Genomic DNA, 14,893 nt, shown 5'->3' on the forward strand with positions numbered 1-14,893 from the left:
GATCAAGAATGCTGCGTATCGCGATGGATACGCAGCATGTTTGTCATCTGTAAAAGTGCGGTTTTCCGCCGAAAGACGGGACACGCGCGCATTGCGCGGGGTATAAAATGCTCGATGTCGGTTGGTCTGAATTGCTGGTCATTGCGATCGTGATGATCGTTGTCGTCGGCCCCAAGGATTTGCCGAAGATGCTTAGAGCCTTCGGTAAGGCGACGGCGCGCATGCGCGCGACAGCCAACGAGTTTCGCAACCAGTTCAACGAAGCCTTGAAAGAGGCGGAACTGGAAGACGTCAAGAATATCATCGACGAAACACGCAAGCTCGATCCGCGCTCCAAGCTGACGCAGGTTTTCGATCCGATTCGAAGTGCAGGCGAAGACCTGAAATCGAGCATCAAATCCTCGACCTCCATGTCGCCTGCGACGCCTGACAAGGTTGCGGAAGTGACCACACCGGTCGATTTGAGCGGCGCGCCTGTTCCTGTATCTGCGCCGGTTCAGGCAGACACTGCCCCGGAAAAGCCTGCCAAGGCTGCGCGGGCGCCCCGCAAAACGGCGGCAAAAGCTGCGCCAGCGGCACCGAAGGTGACAAAGGCCAAGGCCGAGACGGCAAAGCCTGCGGTCGCGAAACCTGCTGCTGTCAAAAAGCCTGCTGCAAAACCGGCTGCGGTGAAATCCGCGGCAAAGAAAGCGGCGGATACAGCAAAGCCAGCCGCCGATAAGGCGGTTGCTCCTGCCAAAAAGACCACCAAGAAGACAGGAACCAAAGCGTGACCCGTGACGAGGATGAAATCGAGCAGAGTGCTGCACCTTTGCTTGAACACCTGATCGAACTGCGCCGCCGCCTCATTTGGGCAATCCTGGCATTTTTCGTGGCATTCGTGTTCTGCTTTGCCTTCGCAAAGCATCTCTTCAATCTGCTTGTGGTGCCTTATCAATGGGCCATCGACTGGGCAGGCATGGACCGCTCCAAGGCCGAGCTGATCTATACCGCACCGCAGGAGTTCTTCTTCACGCAGGTGAAGGTGGCGATGTTCGGCGGTATTGTGCTCGCATTCCCGATCATCGCAGCGCAGATCTACAAGTTTGTAGCGCCGGGGCTTTATAAGCACGAGCGTATGGCGTTCCTGCCATTCCTCATTGCATCGCCGCTTCTGTTCCTGCTGGGCGGCGCGCTCGTTTATTTCTTCTTCACCCCGATGGTGATGTGGTTCTTCCTGGCCATGCAGCAGACGGGCGGCGCGGGGGAAGTGCAGATTTCGCTTCTGCCGAAGGTCTCGGAATATCTGAGCCTCATCATGACGCTCATTTTCGCTTTCGGTCTGGTTTTCCAGTTGCCGGTCATCACCAGCCTCATGGCGCGTGTTGGTCTGGTGACTTCGGCGGGCCTCAAAGACAAGCGTAAATATGCGATTGTGATCGCCTTCGTCGTGGCCGCCGTTCTGACGCCGCCCGATCCGGCGAGCCAGATCGGTCTTGCCTTGCCGACGATCCTTCTCTACGAGATTTCCATTATCGTGGCTCGTATGATCGAGAAGAAACGCGACGAAGCAGAGAACGCAAAAGAAGCTGAAAACGACGCTTCTTCCTCCTGATCGTAGACTACGATTTCCGCGGGCCGCAGCTTTTGCGGCCCGCTTGTACTCAAATTTCACGAAACGGCTTTTCCCATGCTCGACATCAAATGGATTCGCGAAAACCCTGAAGACCTCGATAAGGCGCTTGCAAAGCGCGGGGCAGGGCCGCTCTCGTCCGAACTGATCGCGCTCGACGAAAAGCGCCGCGAAAATGTCGGCAAGGTTCAGGCCGCACAGGAACGTCGCAATGCCGCTTCGAAGGAAATCGGCAAGGCGATGGCTGAAAAAGACACCGCCACCGCCGATAAGCTGAAAGCGGAAGTAAACGAGCTCAAGAATTTCCTCGCTCACGCTGAGGAAGAAGAGCGTCGGCTGGTCAAGGAATTGAACGACGCGCTGTCGACAATACCGAATGTTCCGCTTGGCGATGTGCCGCTTGGCAAGGACGAAGCCGACAATGTCGAAGTTCGCCGCGTCGGCAATCAGCGCAATTTCTCCTTCCAGCCGAAGGAGCATTATGAGCTGGGCGAAGCGCTCGGCATGATGGATTTCGAACGCGCCGCGAAAATCGCCGGTGCGCGCTTCACGATTCTGAAGGGCGGTCTGGCGCGTCTTGAGCGTGCGCTTGGTCAGTTCATGCTCGACCTCCACACGACGCAGCATGGCTACACCGAAACCATGCCGCCTTTGATGGTGCGCGATGAGGCCGTTTATGGCACCGGCCAGCTGCCGAAATTCTCGGAAGACCTGTTCCGCACCACGGATGGCCGCTGGCTGATTCCGACGGCGGAAGTGCCGCTGACCAATCTGGTCGCCGACGAAATCGTCGATGTGAAGACCCTTCCGCAGCGCTACACCGCTCTGACGCCTTGCTTCCGTTCGGAAGCCGGTTCCGCCGGGCGCGATACGCGCGGCATGTTGCGCCAGCACCAGTTCCTGAAAGTGGAAATGGTGTCGATCACCGATGCAGAAAGCTCGATTGCCGAACATGAGCGCATGACGGCTTGCGCTGAAGAAGTGCTGAAGCGTCTTGGACTGCCGTTCCGCACCGTCGTGCTGTGCACCGGCGATATGGGCTTTGGCGCGCAGAAGACCTACGATATCGAGGTCTGGCTTCCAGGTCAGAACACCTATCGCGAAATCTCCAGCTGCTCGGTCTGCGGTGATTTCCAGGGCCGCCGCATGAATTCCCGCTATCGCCCGGAGGGCGAGAAGTCCACGCGCTTCGTCCACACCCTCAACGGGTCTGGCGTTGCTGTCGGTCGCGCGCTCATTGCCGTCATGGAAAATTACCAGCAGGAAGATGGCAGCATTCATATTCCTGAAGCATTGCAGCCATACATGGGCGGCCTCACGCGCATTGAAAAGGCTGCGTGATTCAGGATCTCAATAATTAAAGCAGGAGTGAAGACGTGCGAATTTTGCTGACGAACGATGATGGTATCCACGCTGAAGGCCTCGCAGTTCTGGAGCGAATCGCACGACAGCTCTCGGATGATGTCTGGGTGGTTGCGCCGGAAACCGACCAGAGCGGTCTGGCGCATTCGCTGACCCTGTCGGAGCCGCTGCGCCTGCGCCAGATTGACGATACCCATTTCGCACTGCGCGGCACGCCGACCGATTGCGTCATCATGGGCGTCCGTCATGTGCTGCCGGGTGCGCCGGACCTCATCCTGTCCGGCGTCAATTCCGGTGCGAATATCGCAGACGACGTGACCTATTCGGGCACCGTGGCCGGTGCGATGGAAGGAACGCTGCTCGGCATTCGCTCCATCGCCCTATCGCAGGAATATGATTATGAAGGCGACCGCCGGATCGTTCCTTGGGAAACGGCTGAAGCGCACGCGCCAGACCTCATCCGCAAGCTGGTCGCAGCCGGTTGGCCGGAAGGCGTTCTGCTGAACCTCAATTTCCCGAATTGCGGTGCGGATGAAGTGCAGGGCACACGCGTGACGGCGCAGGGCAAGCTCAGCCATGATGCGCGTCTCGACGAGCGCCGCGACGGTCGCGGTTTTCCGTATTTCTGGCTGCGGTTCGGTCGCGGCAAAGCTCCGGTCGCCGACGACAGCGATCTGGCCGCCATCCGCTCCGACTGCATCTCGGTCACGCCGTTGCACCTCGACCTGACGGCGCATAAGGTTCGTGCAGAACTGAGCTCTGCGCTTGGTCTTGAAGCTTGAAGCGGGGGGAAGCATGAGGCAGGCAACGTCTGAGCGGCCAAGGCTTTCGGACCGGGAAGGATTTGCATCCTTCGTCTTGCGCATGCGCGCGCGCGGCATTGATGATCCGCGCCTCTTTGCAGCCATTGAAGCAACCCCACGCCAGAGCTTTCTTGCTTCGGCGTGGTCGCATCTGGCTTATAGCACCCGCACGGCGCCACTCGATTGCGGCGAATATATCGAAGGCATTGACGATCAGGCGCGTGTGCTAGCCGCGCTCAAGCTGGAACCCGGCCATCGCGTGCTGGAAATCGGCACGGGATCGGGCTTTACCGCCGCTGTCATGTCATTGCTGTCCGGTCGTGTGACGACCGTAGAGCGCTACCGCAAACTCTGCGACCATGCCTTGCAGCAGTTCGTCTCGCTCAAGCGTGAGAACATCATGGTCAAGCATGCCGATGGACGGCATGGCATGCCGGGCGGGCCGTTCGACCGAATCATTCTCTGGCTGGCTTGCGAGGAAGTGCCGCGTCATTTCGTGGAGCTGCTCGCAACGCATGGGGTTCTCATCACGCCGATTGGTCCCGGTGACGGCGAACAGATCGTGACGCGAATCTCGAAGGTTGGCAGCCGTTTCGAGCAGGAAAACCTGATGGCTGTTCGTTATCAGCCCTTTATTGAAGGCGTTTCCTCGGTTCTCTGAAGATTCACATTTTCCAATCTACCCGTCATTTGTTTCAGTGCCCACCGATGATGGCCGCGCGCCAATGCGGGCTTATGGTGTTTAATTGGTGAATCTTTTTCCAAAGTTGGGCCGTTCTTAACCAGCGAGTAACATTAACGCGCTTTAATCGTCTTACTGAGTTTCGAGTATGGACGAGTTGAACATGCGTTTCCCAATTTTGCATCATACGTCCGAACGTCTCCTGCGGAATGTCGCAATTGTTCTGATTGCCGGCTTTGGAGCCGGGTGCAGTTCCGATACGATGCGTTTCACAGACGGCATCTTTACCGGTTCGACGTCCAATCAGCGCGTTGCGCAACAGCCCGCAGGCGATGTTTATGCGTCCGCCCCAATAGCGCCAGCCCCGCGGGTTTCCAGCGGAACGGTACAGCGCAATTCCCTTCCGGCGCCTTCTGCGGTGTCTTCCGCTCCGATGGCGGCACCGGTCGCCGCAGCGCGCCAGTCGGTTCAGGCACCAGTCGCTGCGGCATCAACGCAGATGCAGAACCAGGTTGGTCAGGCCCGCGATATGGCGGCCAATCAGGTCAATGGCGCAGAGACCCGCGTGGCAAGCGCTGCCACGACGACCCATAATGCCGTGAACGGCACGAAGGAAAAGGTTCTGGGCCAGCTTCCGGCAACGCCGGGGCAGGGTGCCCCGCGCCCGACGGACAACAACATAGCTGTTGTCCCCGCAGTCCCTTCGGTTAACGGCAAGAAATCTGCTGCCGCAACCGATCTGGCATCGGCTGGCGCGAACACGGCAACGCCGCCTGCACCAAAGGGCGGCTATACGGTCCAGAGTGGCGATTCGCTGTTCTCGATCGCACAGAAGCATAACGTCCCGGTTGATGATCTGAAGAAAGCCAACGGCCTGTCAAACGGCGCAATCCGCGTCGGTCAGACACTGGTGATCCCGGCAGCCGGTGCTGCTGCTGTAACGCAAGTTGCCGCTGTAACACCACAGCCCGCAAGCCCGGCCAAGGCTGTTGCCGCAGCGCCGGAAGCGGCTGGAAGCGTCAAGCCTTACACGCCGCCGCAGGCGAGCAACAAGGTGATCGAGGATGCCGAGAAGGATCAGGCCGCAGCGCCTTCTTCCACCGGTATTTCCCAGATGCGCTGGCCGGTTCGCGGTCGTATTCTGGCGAGCTTCGGTCAGCGTGAAGGCACTGCTGTCAGCGATGGCATCGATATCATGGTTCCGGAAGGAACCTCTGTTAAGGCCGCTGAAAACGGCGTCGTCATCTATGCAGGCGACGGTCTGAAGGAATTCGGTCAGACGGTTCTGATCCGTCACGACAACGGTCTTGTCACGGTCTATGGCCATAACAGCCAGATACTGGTGCAGCGCGGCCAGAAGGTTCGTCGTGGTGAAGATATTGCCAAGTCGGGCATGAGCGGCAATGCGAAGTCGCCGAAGCTGCACTTTGAAGTGCGCAAGAATTCTTCGCCGGTCAATCCTTCCAAATATCTGGAAAGCTGATTGCGCTGAGAGATGTAAATCAAAAGGCGGGCTGAAAAGCCCGCCTTTTTCTATTCTTACATTGCAACGCCGAGGCGGCCAGCAAGGTCCTGAACATATTGCCAGGCCACGCGCCCCGAGCGGTTACCGCGCGTGGTCGACCATTCCAGTGCTTCCGCGTGAAGCTTGGCTTGGTCGTAGTTCAGTTTGAAATGGTCTGCATAGCCGTCAACCATGGCGAGATAATCGTCTTGGCTGCACTTATGGAAGCCGAGCCAAAGGCCGAAGCGGTCCGACAGCGAGACTTTTTCTTCAATCGCTTCCGACGGGTTGATCGCCGTGGAACGCTCGTTGTCGATCATGTCTCGCGGCATGAGGTGGCGGCGGTTCGATGTTGCATAGAAGATCACATTGCCCGGACGGCCCTCGACGCCGCCTTCGAGCGCGGCTTTGAGCGACTTATAAGACGTGTCGTCATGGTCGAAGGAAAGGTCGTCGCAGAACAGGATGAAGCGATATTCCGTATCCTTGATCATGTTCATCAGCGTCGGCAGGCTGTCGATATCCTCGCGATGGATTTCGATCAGCTTAAGCGGCTTCTGGGACGTGAGTTCGGCGTTAACGCTGGCCTGCGCGGCCTTCACCAGCGAGGATTTGCCCATGCCGCGTGCGCCCCATAGCAAAACGTTGTTTGCCGGATAGCCATTTGCGAAGCGGCGGGTATTGTCTACAAGCTGGTCGCGCACCAAATCTACGCCACGGATCAGGGAGATATCCACGCGGTTAACCCGCTTCACCGGATCAAGCGTCAATCGTTCCGGCGCCCAGACAAAACAGTCTGCGGCGTCGAGGTCCGGCGTTTTGGCTTCTGGTGGTGCGATACGTTCGAGCGCGGCGATCAAACGGTCCAGTTTCTGGCTGAGTATGTCTTCGGTCGTCATTTCATGCCCCTAGTGGTAGACAAACGGCTTAACATGTCACAGCGGAGGCGAAAAGTGTGCGACCTTGGCGCAGGCGGGATGATCGTCGGTTGCATTTGGCGCGCCAACCATTGTAATGCCCTTAACAAATTGTCTTTGAGACTTCAGAGGAGTTCCTAATGTTCGTAACACCGGCTTTCGCTCAAGCACCTGGCGGCGGCGCTTTTGGCCCAGACATGCTCATGAGCATTCTGCCGTTCATCCTGATCTTCGTCATCATGTATTTCCTCATCATCCGCCCGCAGCGGACCCAGATGAAGAAGCGTCAGGAAATGCTGAACGCAGTGCGCCGTGGCGATACGGTTGTCACCGGCGGCGGCATCGTCGGCAAGGTGCAGAAGGTCGTCGACGACAATGAAGTCGAAGTCGAAATCGCCGAAGGCGTTCGCATCAAGGTTCTGCGCAGCACCCTGATGGATGTGCGCGTCAAGGGCGAACCAGTCGCCGATAATAAGAACAAGTAATCTCTTTTTTGAGATGATACGGGCTCCGGTAAGCATTCACTAACCGGAGCCCGTGCAATATTCGGTCGGCGCGACCTTTGTATGTGCGCATGACCCAAGGCCGGAGAGCGGTGCGCATTCGCACCCCGGCATGCCCTATCCAGGCCAAAACGGGCCAAGCTGAAACGGAATTGCTGCTCTATGCTCTATTTTTCACGCTGGAAATCGGCCCTGATCTGGTTGGCGGTTCTCGTCAGCTTCGTCATCGCTTCCCCTAATTTTTTCTCGCGTGAAACGCTGGCGAATCTGCCCGGTTTCCTGCCGAAGAAGCAGGTCGCGCTCGGCCTTGATCTTTCCGGCGGCTCCCGCCTTGTTCTGCAGGTTCAAAATGCAGGCCGCAACGATCTGGAACACAGTGCCGAGATCATGCGGCAGCGTCTGGAGGAACTGGGTTATGGTCGTCCCGTTGTGGAAACCGAAGCGCGCAACCAGATTCGCGTCGAAGTACCCGGCCTTTATGATGCACAGCTTCTGAAAGACATTCTGAGCATTCGCGGCGATCTATCATTCCACGCTGTGGATGATTCCGTTTCGCCGGACGATGCCATTCGCGGCGCGCCCCCGGTGGGCAGCGAAGTCGTCTATTCCTATGACGATCCGCCGGTGGGTTATCTCGTCAAGAAACAGCCCGTTCTCACCGGCGCGAATATCACCGACGCGAAGGCAACGCTTTCTTCCGATGATAACGAGCCGGTTATTACCCTGACCCTCGACGATGCGGGCCGCAAAGGTCTGGCAGAACTGACCGCCAATGCGACGGGCAAGAGCTTTGCCATCGTGGTCGATAATCAGGTCGTGTCTGCGCCGGTGATCAGCGAGCCGCTCGATACCAACGAATTGCAGATTTCAGGCGCCTTCGATTTGCAGGCTGCCAACAATATGGCCGTGGTCCTGCGCTCCGGCACATTGCCGCAAGCTGTGACCGTGCTTGAAGAGCGCACCATCGCCTCGGCACTGGGCGAGGATTATGCCAGCGCTGCCGTGACGGCTGCACTTCTGGCCGCACTTCTCGTCGGCCTGTTCATGGTGCTGTCCTATGGCGTTCTTGGCGTCATCGCGATGGTGGCGCTTGTAGTCAATATCATCATCCTGACTGCGGTGATGTCGCTGATCGGCGCTTCCATCAGCCTCGCCAGCGTTGCCGGTCTCGTGCTGATCATCGGCATGGCGGTTGATGCGAATATTCTGATCTATGAACGCGTGCGCGAAGATCGCCGCAAGGGCTATTCCGTTGTTCAGGCGATGGAATCCGGTTTCTACCGCGCGCTGTCGACCATCATCGACGCCAATCTGACAACACTCATTGCCGCATTGGTTCTGTTCCTGCTCGGTTCCGGCACGGTGCATGGCTTTGCTTTGACCGTCGCGGTTGGTATTGGCACGACGCTGTTCACCACGCTGACTTTTACCCGACTGCTGATCGCCCAATGGGTGCGCACGGCAAAGCCGAAGGAAGTGCCGAAGCGTCGTCTCAAGCTTGTGCCGACGGTGACGCATATTCCGTTCATGCGCCTTCAATTCATTACGCTCGGCATCTCCGTGCTGGCCTGCGCCATCGTGGTGGCGCTGTTTGTAAATATCGGCTTCAACTACGGCATCGATTTCCGTGGCGGCTCAATGGTCGAGCTTCAGGCGCGCAGCGGTGACGCCAATCTGGAAGATATTCAGGACCGTCTCTCCGAACTGAATATCGATAGCGCCCGCGTTCTGCCCGCCAAATCAGCGCGCTCGGCGCTTGTGATCATCGGCAGCCAGGAAGTCGGCGACGATGCCGAACAGACGGTGGCTGTAAAACTGCGCGGTGAGTTCGAACAGGATTATTCGTTCCAGCGTGTGGAAGTGGTCGGCCCGACGGTTTCCGAACAGCTGTCGCGCGCCGGTATTCTGGCCGTTGTCCTGTCGCTAATCGGCATTTTCATCTATGTCTGGGTGCGGTTCCGGTGGCAACTGGCGCTTGGCGCCGTGCTATCGACCCTGCATGACGTGGTTATTCTCGCAGGCATGTTCATTGTCTTCCGCATGGAATTCAATCTGTGGAGCGTCGCGGCAATCCTGACGATCATCGGCTATTCGCTGAACGATACGGTCGTGATTTATGACCGCGTTCGCGAAAACCTGCGCCGCTACAGCAGCGCGCCGCTGCCTGCGATCATCGATGCCTCGATCAACCAGACCCTGTCGCGTACCTTGCTGACGTCTTTCGTGACGTTCCTCGCGCATATTCCGCTTTACGCCTTTGGCGGCGCGGATATCCGCATGTTTGCGCTGGCGCTCAGCGTCGGCATTATTGTGGCGAGCTATTCGTCGATCTTCATCGCCGCACCGCTGCTGGTTCAGTTTGGACTGAAGCCGCGCGGGCCTGAGCAGGATGAGGAAATGGGCGACGAACTTGCACAGTCGCTCAATCTGGAAAGCTGAGAATGGCCAAGGGAATAGAAATACGCGAAGCGCATTTTCCGGGGCGCGCGCCCATTGATGCTTATGGCGATGGCGGGTTTCGTTTCGCCGAAATGTCGCATCGCGGTTCGATCCTGTGTCTGCCCTCCGGTATTCACGGCTGGAAGCCTGCAATGCCGCCGGTGCTTTCGCGGGCCGATCTGGAGCTGATTCTGGAGCAGGCTTCGGATATTGAAATTCTGCTGGTTGGAACCGGAATGGATCTGCGGCGTATTCCAGAAGACGTACGCGCGGTTTTGCGCGAGCATCGCATTTCATCCGATCCGATGAGCACAGGTGCTGCCGTGCGGACCTATAATGTGCTGCTGGCGGAAGATCGCGCGGTTGCGGCGGCGCTTATTGCAGTAGAATAACGATCATGAACCAGAATGAGGCACATTGCCTGGCGCTTCTTCGTGAGGCTGACCGGGACCGTTATCTGTCGGTGCTCTATGCGCCGGAGGATAAACGCGGCGGGCTGGCTGCGCTCTATGCCTTCAATGCGGAAGTGGCGCGCATTCGCGATCTTGTTCATGAGCCGCTGCCGGGCGAAGTACGTCTGCAATGGTGGCGCGATCTGATCAATGGCGAGGCGAGGGGCAGCGCTGAGGCACATCCCGTTGCCGCTGCTCTGGTCGAAACAATCGACAAATACGAGCTTCCGCGCTCCGCTTTCGACAATTATTGCGAGGCGCGTATCTTCGATCTCTATGACGATCCGATGCCAAGCCGTAACGATCTGGAAGGCTATTGCGGTGAGACCGCTTCGGCAATCATTCAGTTAGCCGGCTTTATTCTGGATCGTGACGCCGCGCAGGCGCAGAGTGAAACCACCGGTCACGCGGGCGTTGCGCAGGCGACGACAGGCCTGCTGCGCCTTTTGCCGATCCATCGCCGTCGCGGCCAGCTCTATGTTCCAGCCGACATGCTGGCATCGGTCGGCGTAACGCGCGAAGCATTTTTTGCCAACGACGATCCGTCGGCCTGTGAGCGCGTGGTCAGTGTCATGCTGGCACTGGCGCGGGAACATCTGGCGATTTTCGATAAGGCAAGGGCGAAATTGCCAAAAAGCCTTGCACCGGCATTTTTGCCGATGGCCATCGTGCCAGCTTATCTGAAAGCGATTGAACGCCTTGGCGGCAGGGCGGCAGAACGGACAGCCGATATTTCGGCTATCCGTAAGCAGTGGCTGATGCTTCGCGCCAATTTCTGACCGTCAGGCCAGCTGTTCCAGCCATGTGCGGAAATCTGCAAGCGCGCGGGCGGAAAGCGCACGCTTCTTGGCGATGGTCTTTTCCTTGCCACGCAGACGCTTGCCTTCTTCCTTCGGCACTTCGACCGGCGGAAACAGACCGAAATTGACATTCATCGGCTGGAACGACCGCTTGCCAGGCTCGGCATCGTCAGCGACGATATGGCCGCCGGTGATGTGCCCAAGCAGCGCACCAAAGGCGGTTGTCGGGGGTGGCGGGACGGCAGCATTGCCCAGTCGCTCCGCAGCGGTGAACCGACCGGCAAGAAGGCCGATGGCCGATGATTCGACATAGCCCTCGCAACCCGTCACCTGACCGGCAAAGCGCAGTGTCGGACGCGACTTCAGGCGCAGCACCCTGTCGAGCAGCACGGGGGAGTTCAGGTAGGTGTTACGATGCAAACCGCCGAGGCGCGCGAATTCGGCATTTTCCAGTCCGGGAATCATCTTGAAGATGCCGGTCTGTGAGCCGTATTTCAGCTTCGTCTGGAAACCGACCATGTTGTAGAGCGTGCCAAGCGCATTGTCCTGACGCAGTTGCACAACCGCATAGGCCTTGACGGTCGGGTTATGCGCATTGGTCAGGCCCATAGGCTTCATCGGGCCGTGGCGCAGCGTTTCGGGTCCGCGTTCCGCCATGACTTCAATCGGCAGACAGCCATCGAAATAGGGCGTGCCTTCCCATTCCTTGAATTCCGTCTTGTCGCCTTCGACAAGCGCAGCCACGAACGCCTCATACTGCTCCTTATCCATGGGGCAGTTGATATAGTCCTTGCCGGTGCCGCCGGGGCCGACCTTGTCGTAGCGCGACTGGAACCAGCAGACATCCATATTGATCGAATCGAAATGCACGATGGGCGCAATCGCGTCGAAAAAGGCGAGCGCATCGGCATCCGTTTCCGCGGCAATGGCCTCGGCCAAAGACGGCGCGGTCAGCGGGCCGGTGGCAACGATGGTCGTGCCCCATTCTTCCGGCGGCAGGCCGGTGACTTCCTCGCGCTTGATGGTAATTAGCGGATGAGCCTCAAGCTTTTCGGTTACGGCTTGCGCAAATCCCTCGCGGTCCACAGCAAGCGCGCCGCCCGCCGGAACCTGATGTGCATCGGCGCAGGCCATGATGAGCGAGCCTGCAAGGCGCATTTCCGCATGCAGCACGCCGACAGCATTGGTTTCGGCATCGTCGGAGCGGAATGAATTGGAGCAGACGAGTTCGGCCAGCTGTTCGGTCTTGTGCGCATCAGTGCCGCGCACGGGACGCATTTCATGCAGCACGACAGGAACGCCTGCCTGCGCAATCTGCCAGGCGGCTTCAGAGCCAGCGAGACCGCCGCCAACGACGTGAATGGGGGTGAGATCGGATGTGTTTGTCATGGTCCTTCCCATATCGCCTTTGCTGGCGGCCATCAATGGGCGAGCAAGGTCCAGAAAAACAAATGGCATCCGTCGCGGGAGGAGGTGCGACGGATGCCATATGGAAAGACCGGATTGGGAGGAGGAGAGCCGGTCTCGTTGTCGCTAAGCCTGGGAGGAGGATGGCTTGGCGACAAACCAGGGCTGGTGGGAGGAGGATCCAGTCCTGGTGGTATTCACAGCGCGAAACTTCAATCTGAAATTTTCATCGAAAGGCGTTCAGCGTAGTGCAATCGTCGCGAACAGCTTTTCGGTCTTCAGCTTGATGCTTAGCGAGCCTTGCTCTGACGAGCGACGTAAGGGATGTCGGCGCGGGAGATGCCGAGATCGTTCAGTTCGCGAGTCGAAAGCTGGTTCAGTTCGCTGACGGTTTCACGGTAACGGCGCCAGTTGTTGTAAGAGCGAAACAGGTTCATGATCTTAATCCTTCAATGTGCGATGCTATCGCTTGGGTTCAATTCATCTCTTTTGTTGCCCATGATATAAGCTATTGTTTTTGCAAGTTGCAGAGCCGACTTTGCATAGCTGCCTTGCGGTTCCTGCACGACGCTTTAAATCGATTGGACTGTTCCGGCACAAAATTGCCGCAATGCGATTTGATCGGGTGGTTTGCTGGTTGCGAAGTTTCTTATATGTTCTCAACCGGTTGCGGTTGCGACCGCCATCTCAGTTCGTTGACCCGGGAGTCATTTTGTCTTTTTCAATCTCAGTGGAGCGCCTGGTTGAGCGCTGGCAGCAGGAAGGGCTGATCGATGCGGTTACCGCGTCGCGCCTGAATGCGGATCTTGAAAAACGAGCAACGGGTTTCAGCTTGGGTGCGGTGCTCGCCACGCTTGGCGGTCTGCTTCTGGGCGCAGCCGTCATCATGCTGGTTGCCGCCAACTGGCAGGATGTGCCGCGCCTGATGCGGATCGGGATGGTGCTTGCACTTATCTGGATCGGCTATCTCGGCGGCGCATGGCGACAGGCGAGGGGCGACAAGGTGTTCTCGTCCGCTCTTTATGTCGTCGGTGCCGCATCCTTCGGCGCAGGTATCGCGCTTGTCGGGCAGATGTATCACGTGTCCGGCGATGTTCATTCCGCCGCCGTCTACTGGACCCTGGGCGTGCTTGCGTCAGCCTTCCTGGTGCGTGCACCGGTTCTGGCTGCATTCGGTGCAGGCGTTGCGTGTTTTTATCTTTCGACATTCGTGTTTGACGGCACATCGGCTGACAATGGTGAGCTGGCCTATCGCTGGATCGGTCCGCTTCTGTTGCTGGTCGGCGTCGGTGCAGCACTCCTCACGCGTTCGCGCCATGCCGCCCATCTCTGGGCCCTGTTCGCAATCGGCTGGGCCTTGCTGCTTTACATTCAGAATGAAAACGACGTGATCCTGTGCCTCATGATTGCGGTCGGCATCGCGTTGATGCTGGCGGATGCATTCGCACATGACACGATGGAGCGGCTCACCCGCTTCGCGCAGCCGCTGGCTTCCTACGGGCTGATGCTGGCTCTGCTGTCGCTTGGCATTTTGCAGCTCAATCATATGTTCTCTTCGTCAGGCGGCTCTGCCTCGCTCGATCAGGATGTTCTTTATAGTATGCTGATCCTCGGCCTATCGATTGGCGCTATCGCCCTGTGTGGTCGCGACAATGGCGGACTACGCTCCATCGGCTATGCGGCGTTTTCGTTTCAAGTGCTTTATCTGGCATTCACGACCGTGGGCACGATGATCGGTACGTCGGGCTTCTTCCTGACCGCAGGCGTCCTCGTGCTGCTGCTGGCGGCCTTTGTCCGCCGAATGGAACGACGGTTCGGTAAAAAACGCGAAGCGGGGAGCCAGTCATGAGCAAGAAGTGGCTTTATATAGGCGCTGCCGTCTCCGCCTTGCTGCAGAGCGGCATTCTTTATGCGGGCATCGAACAGCGCGCATCCATATTGCGTTCAGGCCATGAAATCGTGTTGCAGACCGAGCCGGTCGATCCGCGCGATCTGATGCGCGGCGATTACGTCATCCTCGGCTACGCAATTTCCAGTGTCATGGGCAAGGATGTGCAGGGTAAACCCACGGGCGAACCACGAACGGTCTATGTGGCGCTAAAGCCGGATGCAGAAAAGCTATGGCATTTCTCGCGGGCGGCGCTCAGCCCGTTCACCGATCTGGCGCCGGATGAAGTGCAGATTCGCGGCCAGTCGACTTATCCGGTTTCGGGCTATCCGGATCAGACCATCCGCCTCAATTTCGGCATCGAACGCTATTATGTTCCTGAAGGGCAGGGTCGCGATATCGAGATCGGGCAACGTGAAAGCCGGATTTCCGTTGTCGTTGCTGTCGATGACAGCGGCACTGCGGTCATCAAGGCTTTGCGGGACGAAGGGCGGCAACTCTATGAAGAACCGCTCTATTGATCG

At 58.2% G+C, this 14,893-nt stretch carries 15 protein-coding genes; 12 read left to right on the plus strand and 3 right to left on the minus strand.

Annotated elements, in window-relative coordinates; translation table 11 throughout:
- Positions 1-107: 107 nt before the first annotated feature.
- The 6 genes from tatB to dipM all read left to right on the plus strand — a co-directional run bounded on the left by tatB (position 108) and on the right by dipM (position 5,942).
- Complete coding sequence (gene tatB / locus FIC94_RS12845) at positions 108-773, plus strand: Sec-independent protein translocase protein TatB (protein ID WP_140025127.1); 666 nt, start codon at positions 108-110, stop codon at positions 771-773.
- The gene (tatC, locus tag FIC94_RS12850) at positions 770-1,594 is read left to right on the plus strand and encodes a twin-arginine translocase subunit TatC (protein ID WP_109368862.1); all 825 of its coding nucleotides are present in this window, start codon (positions 770-772) and stop codon (positions 1,592-1,594) included. Before tatB ends, tatC begins: the two co-directional genes overlap by 4 nt.
- A gap of 75 nt (positions 1,595-1,669) precedes the next feature.
- A complete protein-coding gene (gene serS, locus FIC94_RS12855; protein ID WP_140025128.1) occupies positions 1,670-2,953 on the plus strand; it encodes a serine--tRNA ligase in 1,284 nt (427 codons plus the stop codon).
- Positions 2,954-2,988: 35 nt separating this feature from the next.
- Positions 2,989-3,756, plus strand: coding sequence for a 5'/3'-nucleotidase SurE (gene surE, locus FIC94_RS12860; protein WP_121535976.1), 768 nt, complete (start codon positions 2,989-2,991; stop codon positions 3,754-3,756).
- A gap of 13 nt (positions 3,757-3,769) precedes the next feature.
- Entirely contained in the window at positions 3,770-4,438 is a 669-nt protein-coding gene (locus FIC94_RS12865) for a protein-L-isoaspartate(D-aspartate) O-methyltransferase (RefSeq protein ID WP_109368865.1), read from the plus strand.
- Positions 4,439-4,607: 169 nt separating this feature from the next.
- A complete protein-coding gene (gene dipM / locus FIC94_RS12870) occupies positions 4,608-5,942 on the plus strand; it encodes a cell division endopeptidase DipM (protein ID WP_140025129.1) in 1,335 nt (444 codons plus the stop codon).
- A 56-nt stretch (positions 5,943-5,998) separates the two neighbouring features.
- Here the strand turns inward: dipM and FIC94_RS12875 are convergent, their stop codons facing one another.
- Positions 5,999-6,862 (minus strand): ATP-binding protein, encoded by an 864-nt coding sequence (locus FIC94_RS12875; protein WP_140025130.1) that lies wholly within the window; start codon positions 6,860-6,862, stop codon positions 5,999-6,001.
- Between the two features lie 158 nt (positions 6,863-7,020).
- Between FIC94_RS12875 and yajC the strand changes: the two genes are divergently transcribed.
- The 4 genes from yajC to FIC94_RS12895 all read left to right on the plus strand — a co-directional run bounded on the left by yajC (position 7,021) and on the right by FIC94_RS12895 (position 11,053).
- Complete coding sequence (gene yajC, locus FIC94_RS12880; protein WP_109368868.1) at positions 7,021-7,365, plus strand: preprotein translocase subunit YajC; 345 nt, start codon at positions 7,021-7,023, stop codon at positions 7,363-7,365.
- 180 nt (positions 7,366-7,545) lie between these two features.
- Positions 7,546-9,822 carry a protein translocase subunit SecDF gene (gene secDF / locus FIC94_RS12885; protein WP_109368869.1) on the plus strand — a complete coding sequence of 759 codons (2,277 nt, stop codon included), beginning with the start codon at positions 7,546-7,548 and terminating at the stop codon, positions 9,820-9,822.
- 2 nt (positions 9,823-9,824) lie between these two features.
- Positions 9,825-10,214, plus strand: coding sequence for an Mth938-like domain-containing protein (locus FIC94_RS12890; protein ID WP_109368870.1), 390 nt, complete (start codon positions 9,825-9,827; stop codon positions 10,212-10,214).
- A gap of 5 nt (positions 10,215-10,219) precedes the next feature.
- Positions 10,220-11,053 carry a phytoene/squalene synthase family protein gene (locus tag FIC94_RS12895; protein WP_140025131.1) on the plus strand — a complete coding sequence of 278 codons (834 nt, stop codon included), beginning with the start codon at positions 10,220-10,222 and terminating at the stop codon, positions 11,051-11,053.
- A 3-nt stretch (positions 11,054-11,056) separates the two neighbouring features.
- On the opposite strand, the gene trmFO is transcribed toward FIC94_RS12895, so the two are convergent.
- Both trmFO and FIC94_RS12905 read right to left on the minus strand, forming a co-directional pair.
- Positions 11,057-12,463 (minus strand): methylenetetrahydrofolate--tRNA-(uracil(54)-C(5))-methyltransferase (FADH(2)-oxidizing) TrmFO, encoded by a 1,407-nt coding sequence (trmFO, locus tag FIC94_RS12900; protein WP_140025132.1) that lies wholly within the window; start codon positions 12,461-12,463, stop codon positions 11,057-11,059.
- 308 nt (positions 12,464-12,771) lie between these two features.
- Entirely contained in the window at positions 12,772-12,918 is a 147-nt protein-coding gene (locus FIC94_RS12905) for a DUF1127 domain-containing protein (protein ID WP_078338506.1), read from the minus strand.
- A 275-nt stretch (positions 12,919-13,193) separates the two neighbouring features.
- Here FIC94_RS12905 and FIC94_RS12910 point away from each other — a divergent pair, with 275 nt between their 5' ends.
- Together FIC94_RS12910 and FIC94_RS12915 are read left to right on the plus strand one after the other, a co-directional pair.
- Complete coding sequence (locus FIC94_RS12910; protein ID WP_140025133.1) at positions 13,194-14,330, plus strand: DUF2157 domain-containing protein; 1,137 nt, start codon at positions 13,194-13,196, stop codon at positions 14,328-14,330.
- Positions 14,327-14,890 (plus strand): GDYXXLXY domain-containing protein, encoded by a 564-nt coding sequence (locus tag FIC94_RS12915; RefSeq protein ID WP_140025134.1) that lies wholly within the window; start codon positions 14,327-14,329, stop codon positions 14,888-14,890. Before FIC94_RS12910 ends, FIC94_RS12915 begins: the two co-directional genes overlap by 4 nt.
- The last annotated feature ends 3 nt before the right edge of the window (positions 14,891-14,893 follow it).

The organism is Ochrobactrum teleogrylli (assembly GCF_006376685.1).
GTDB lineage: Bacteria > Pseudomonadota > Alphaproteobacteria > Rhizobiales > Rhizobiaceae > Brucella > Brucella teleogrylli.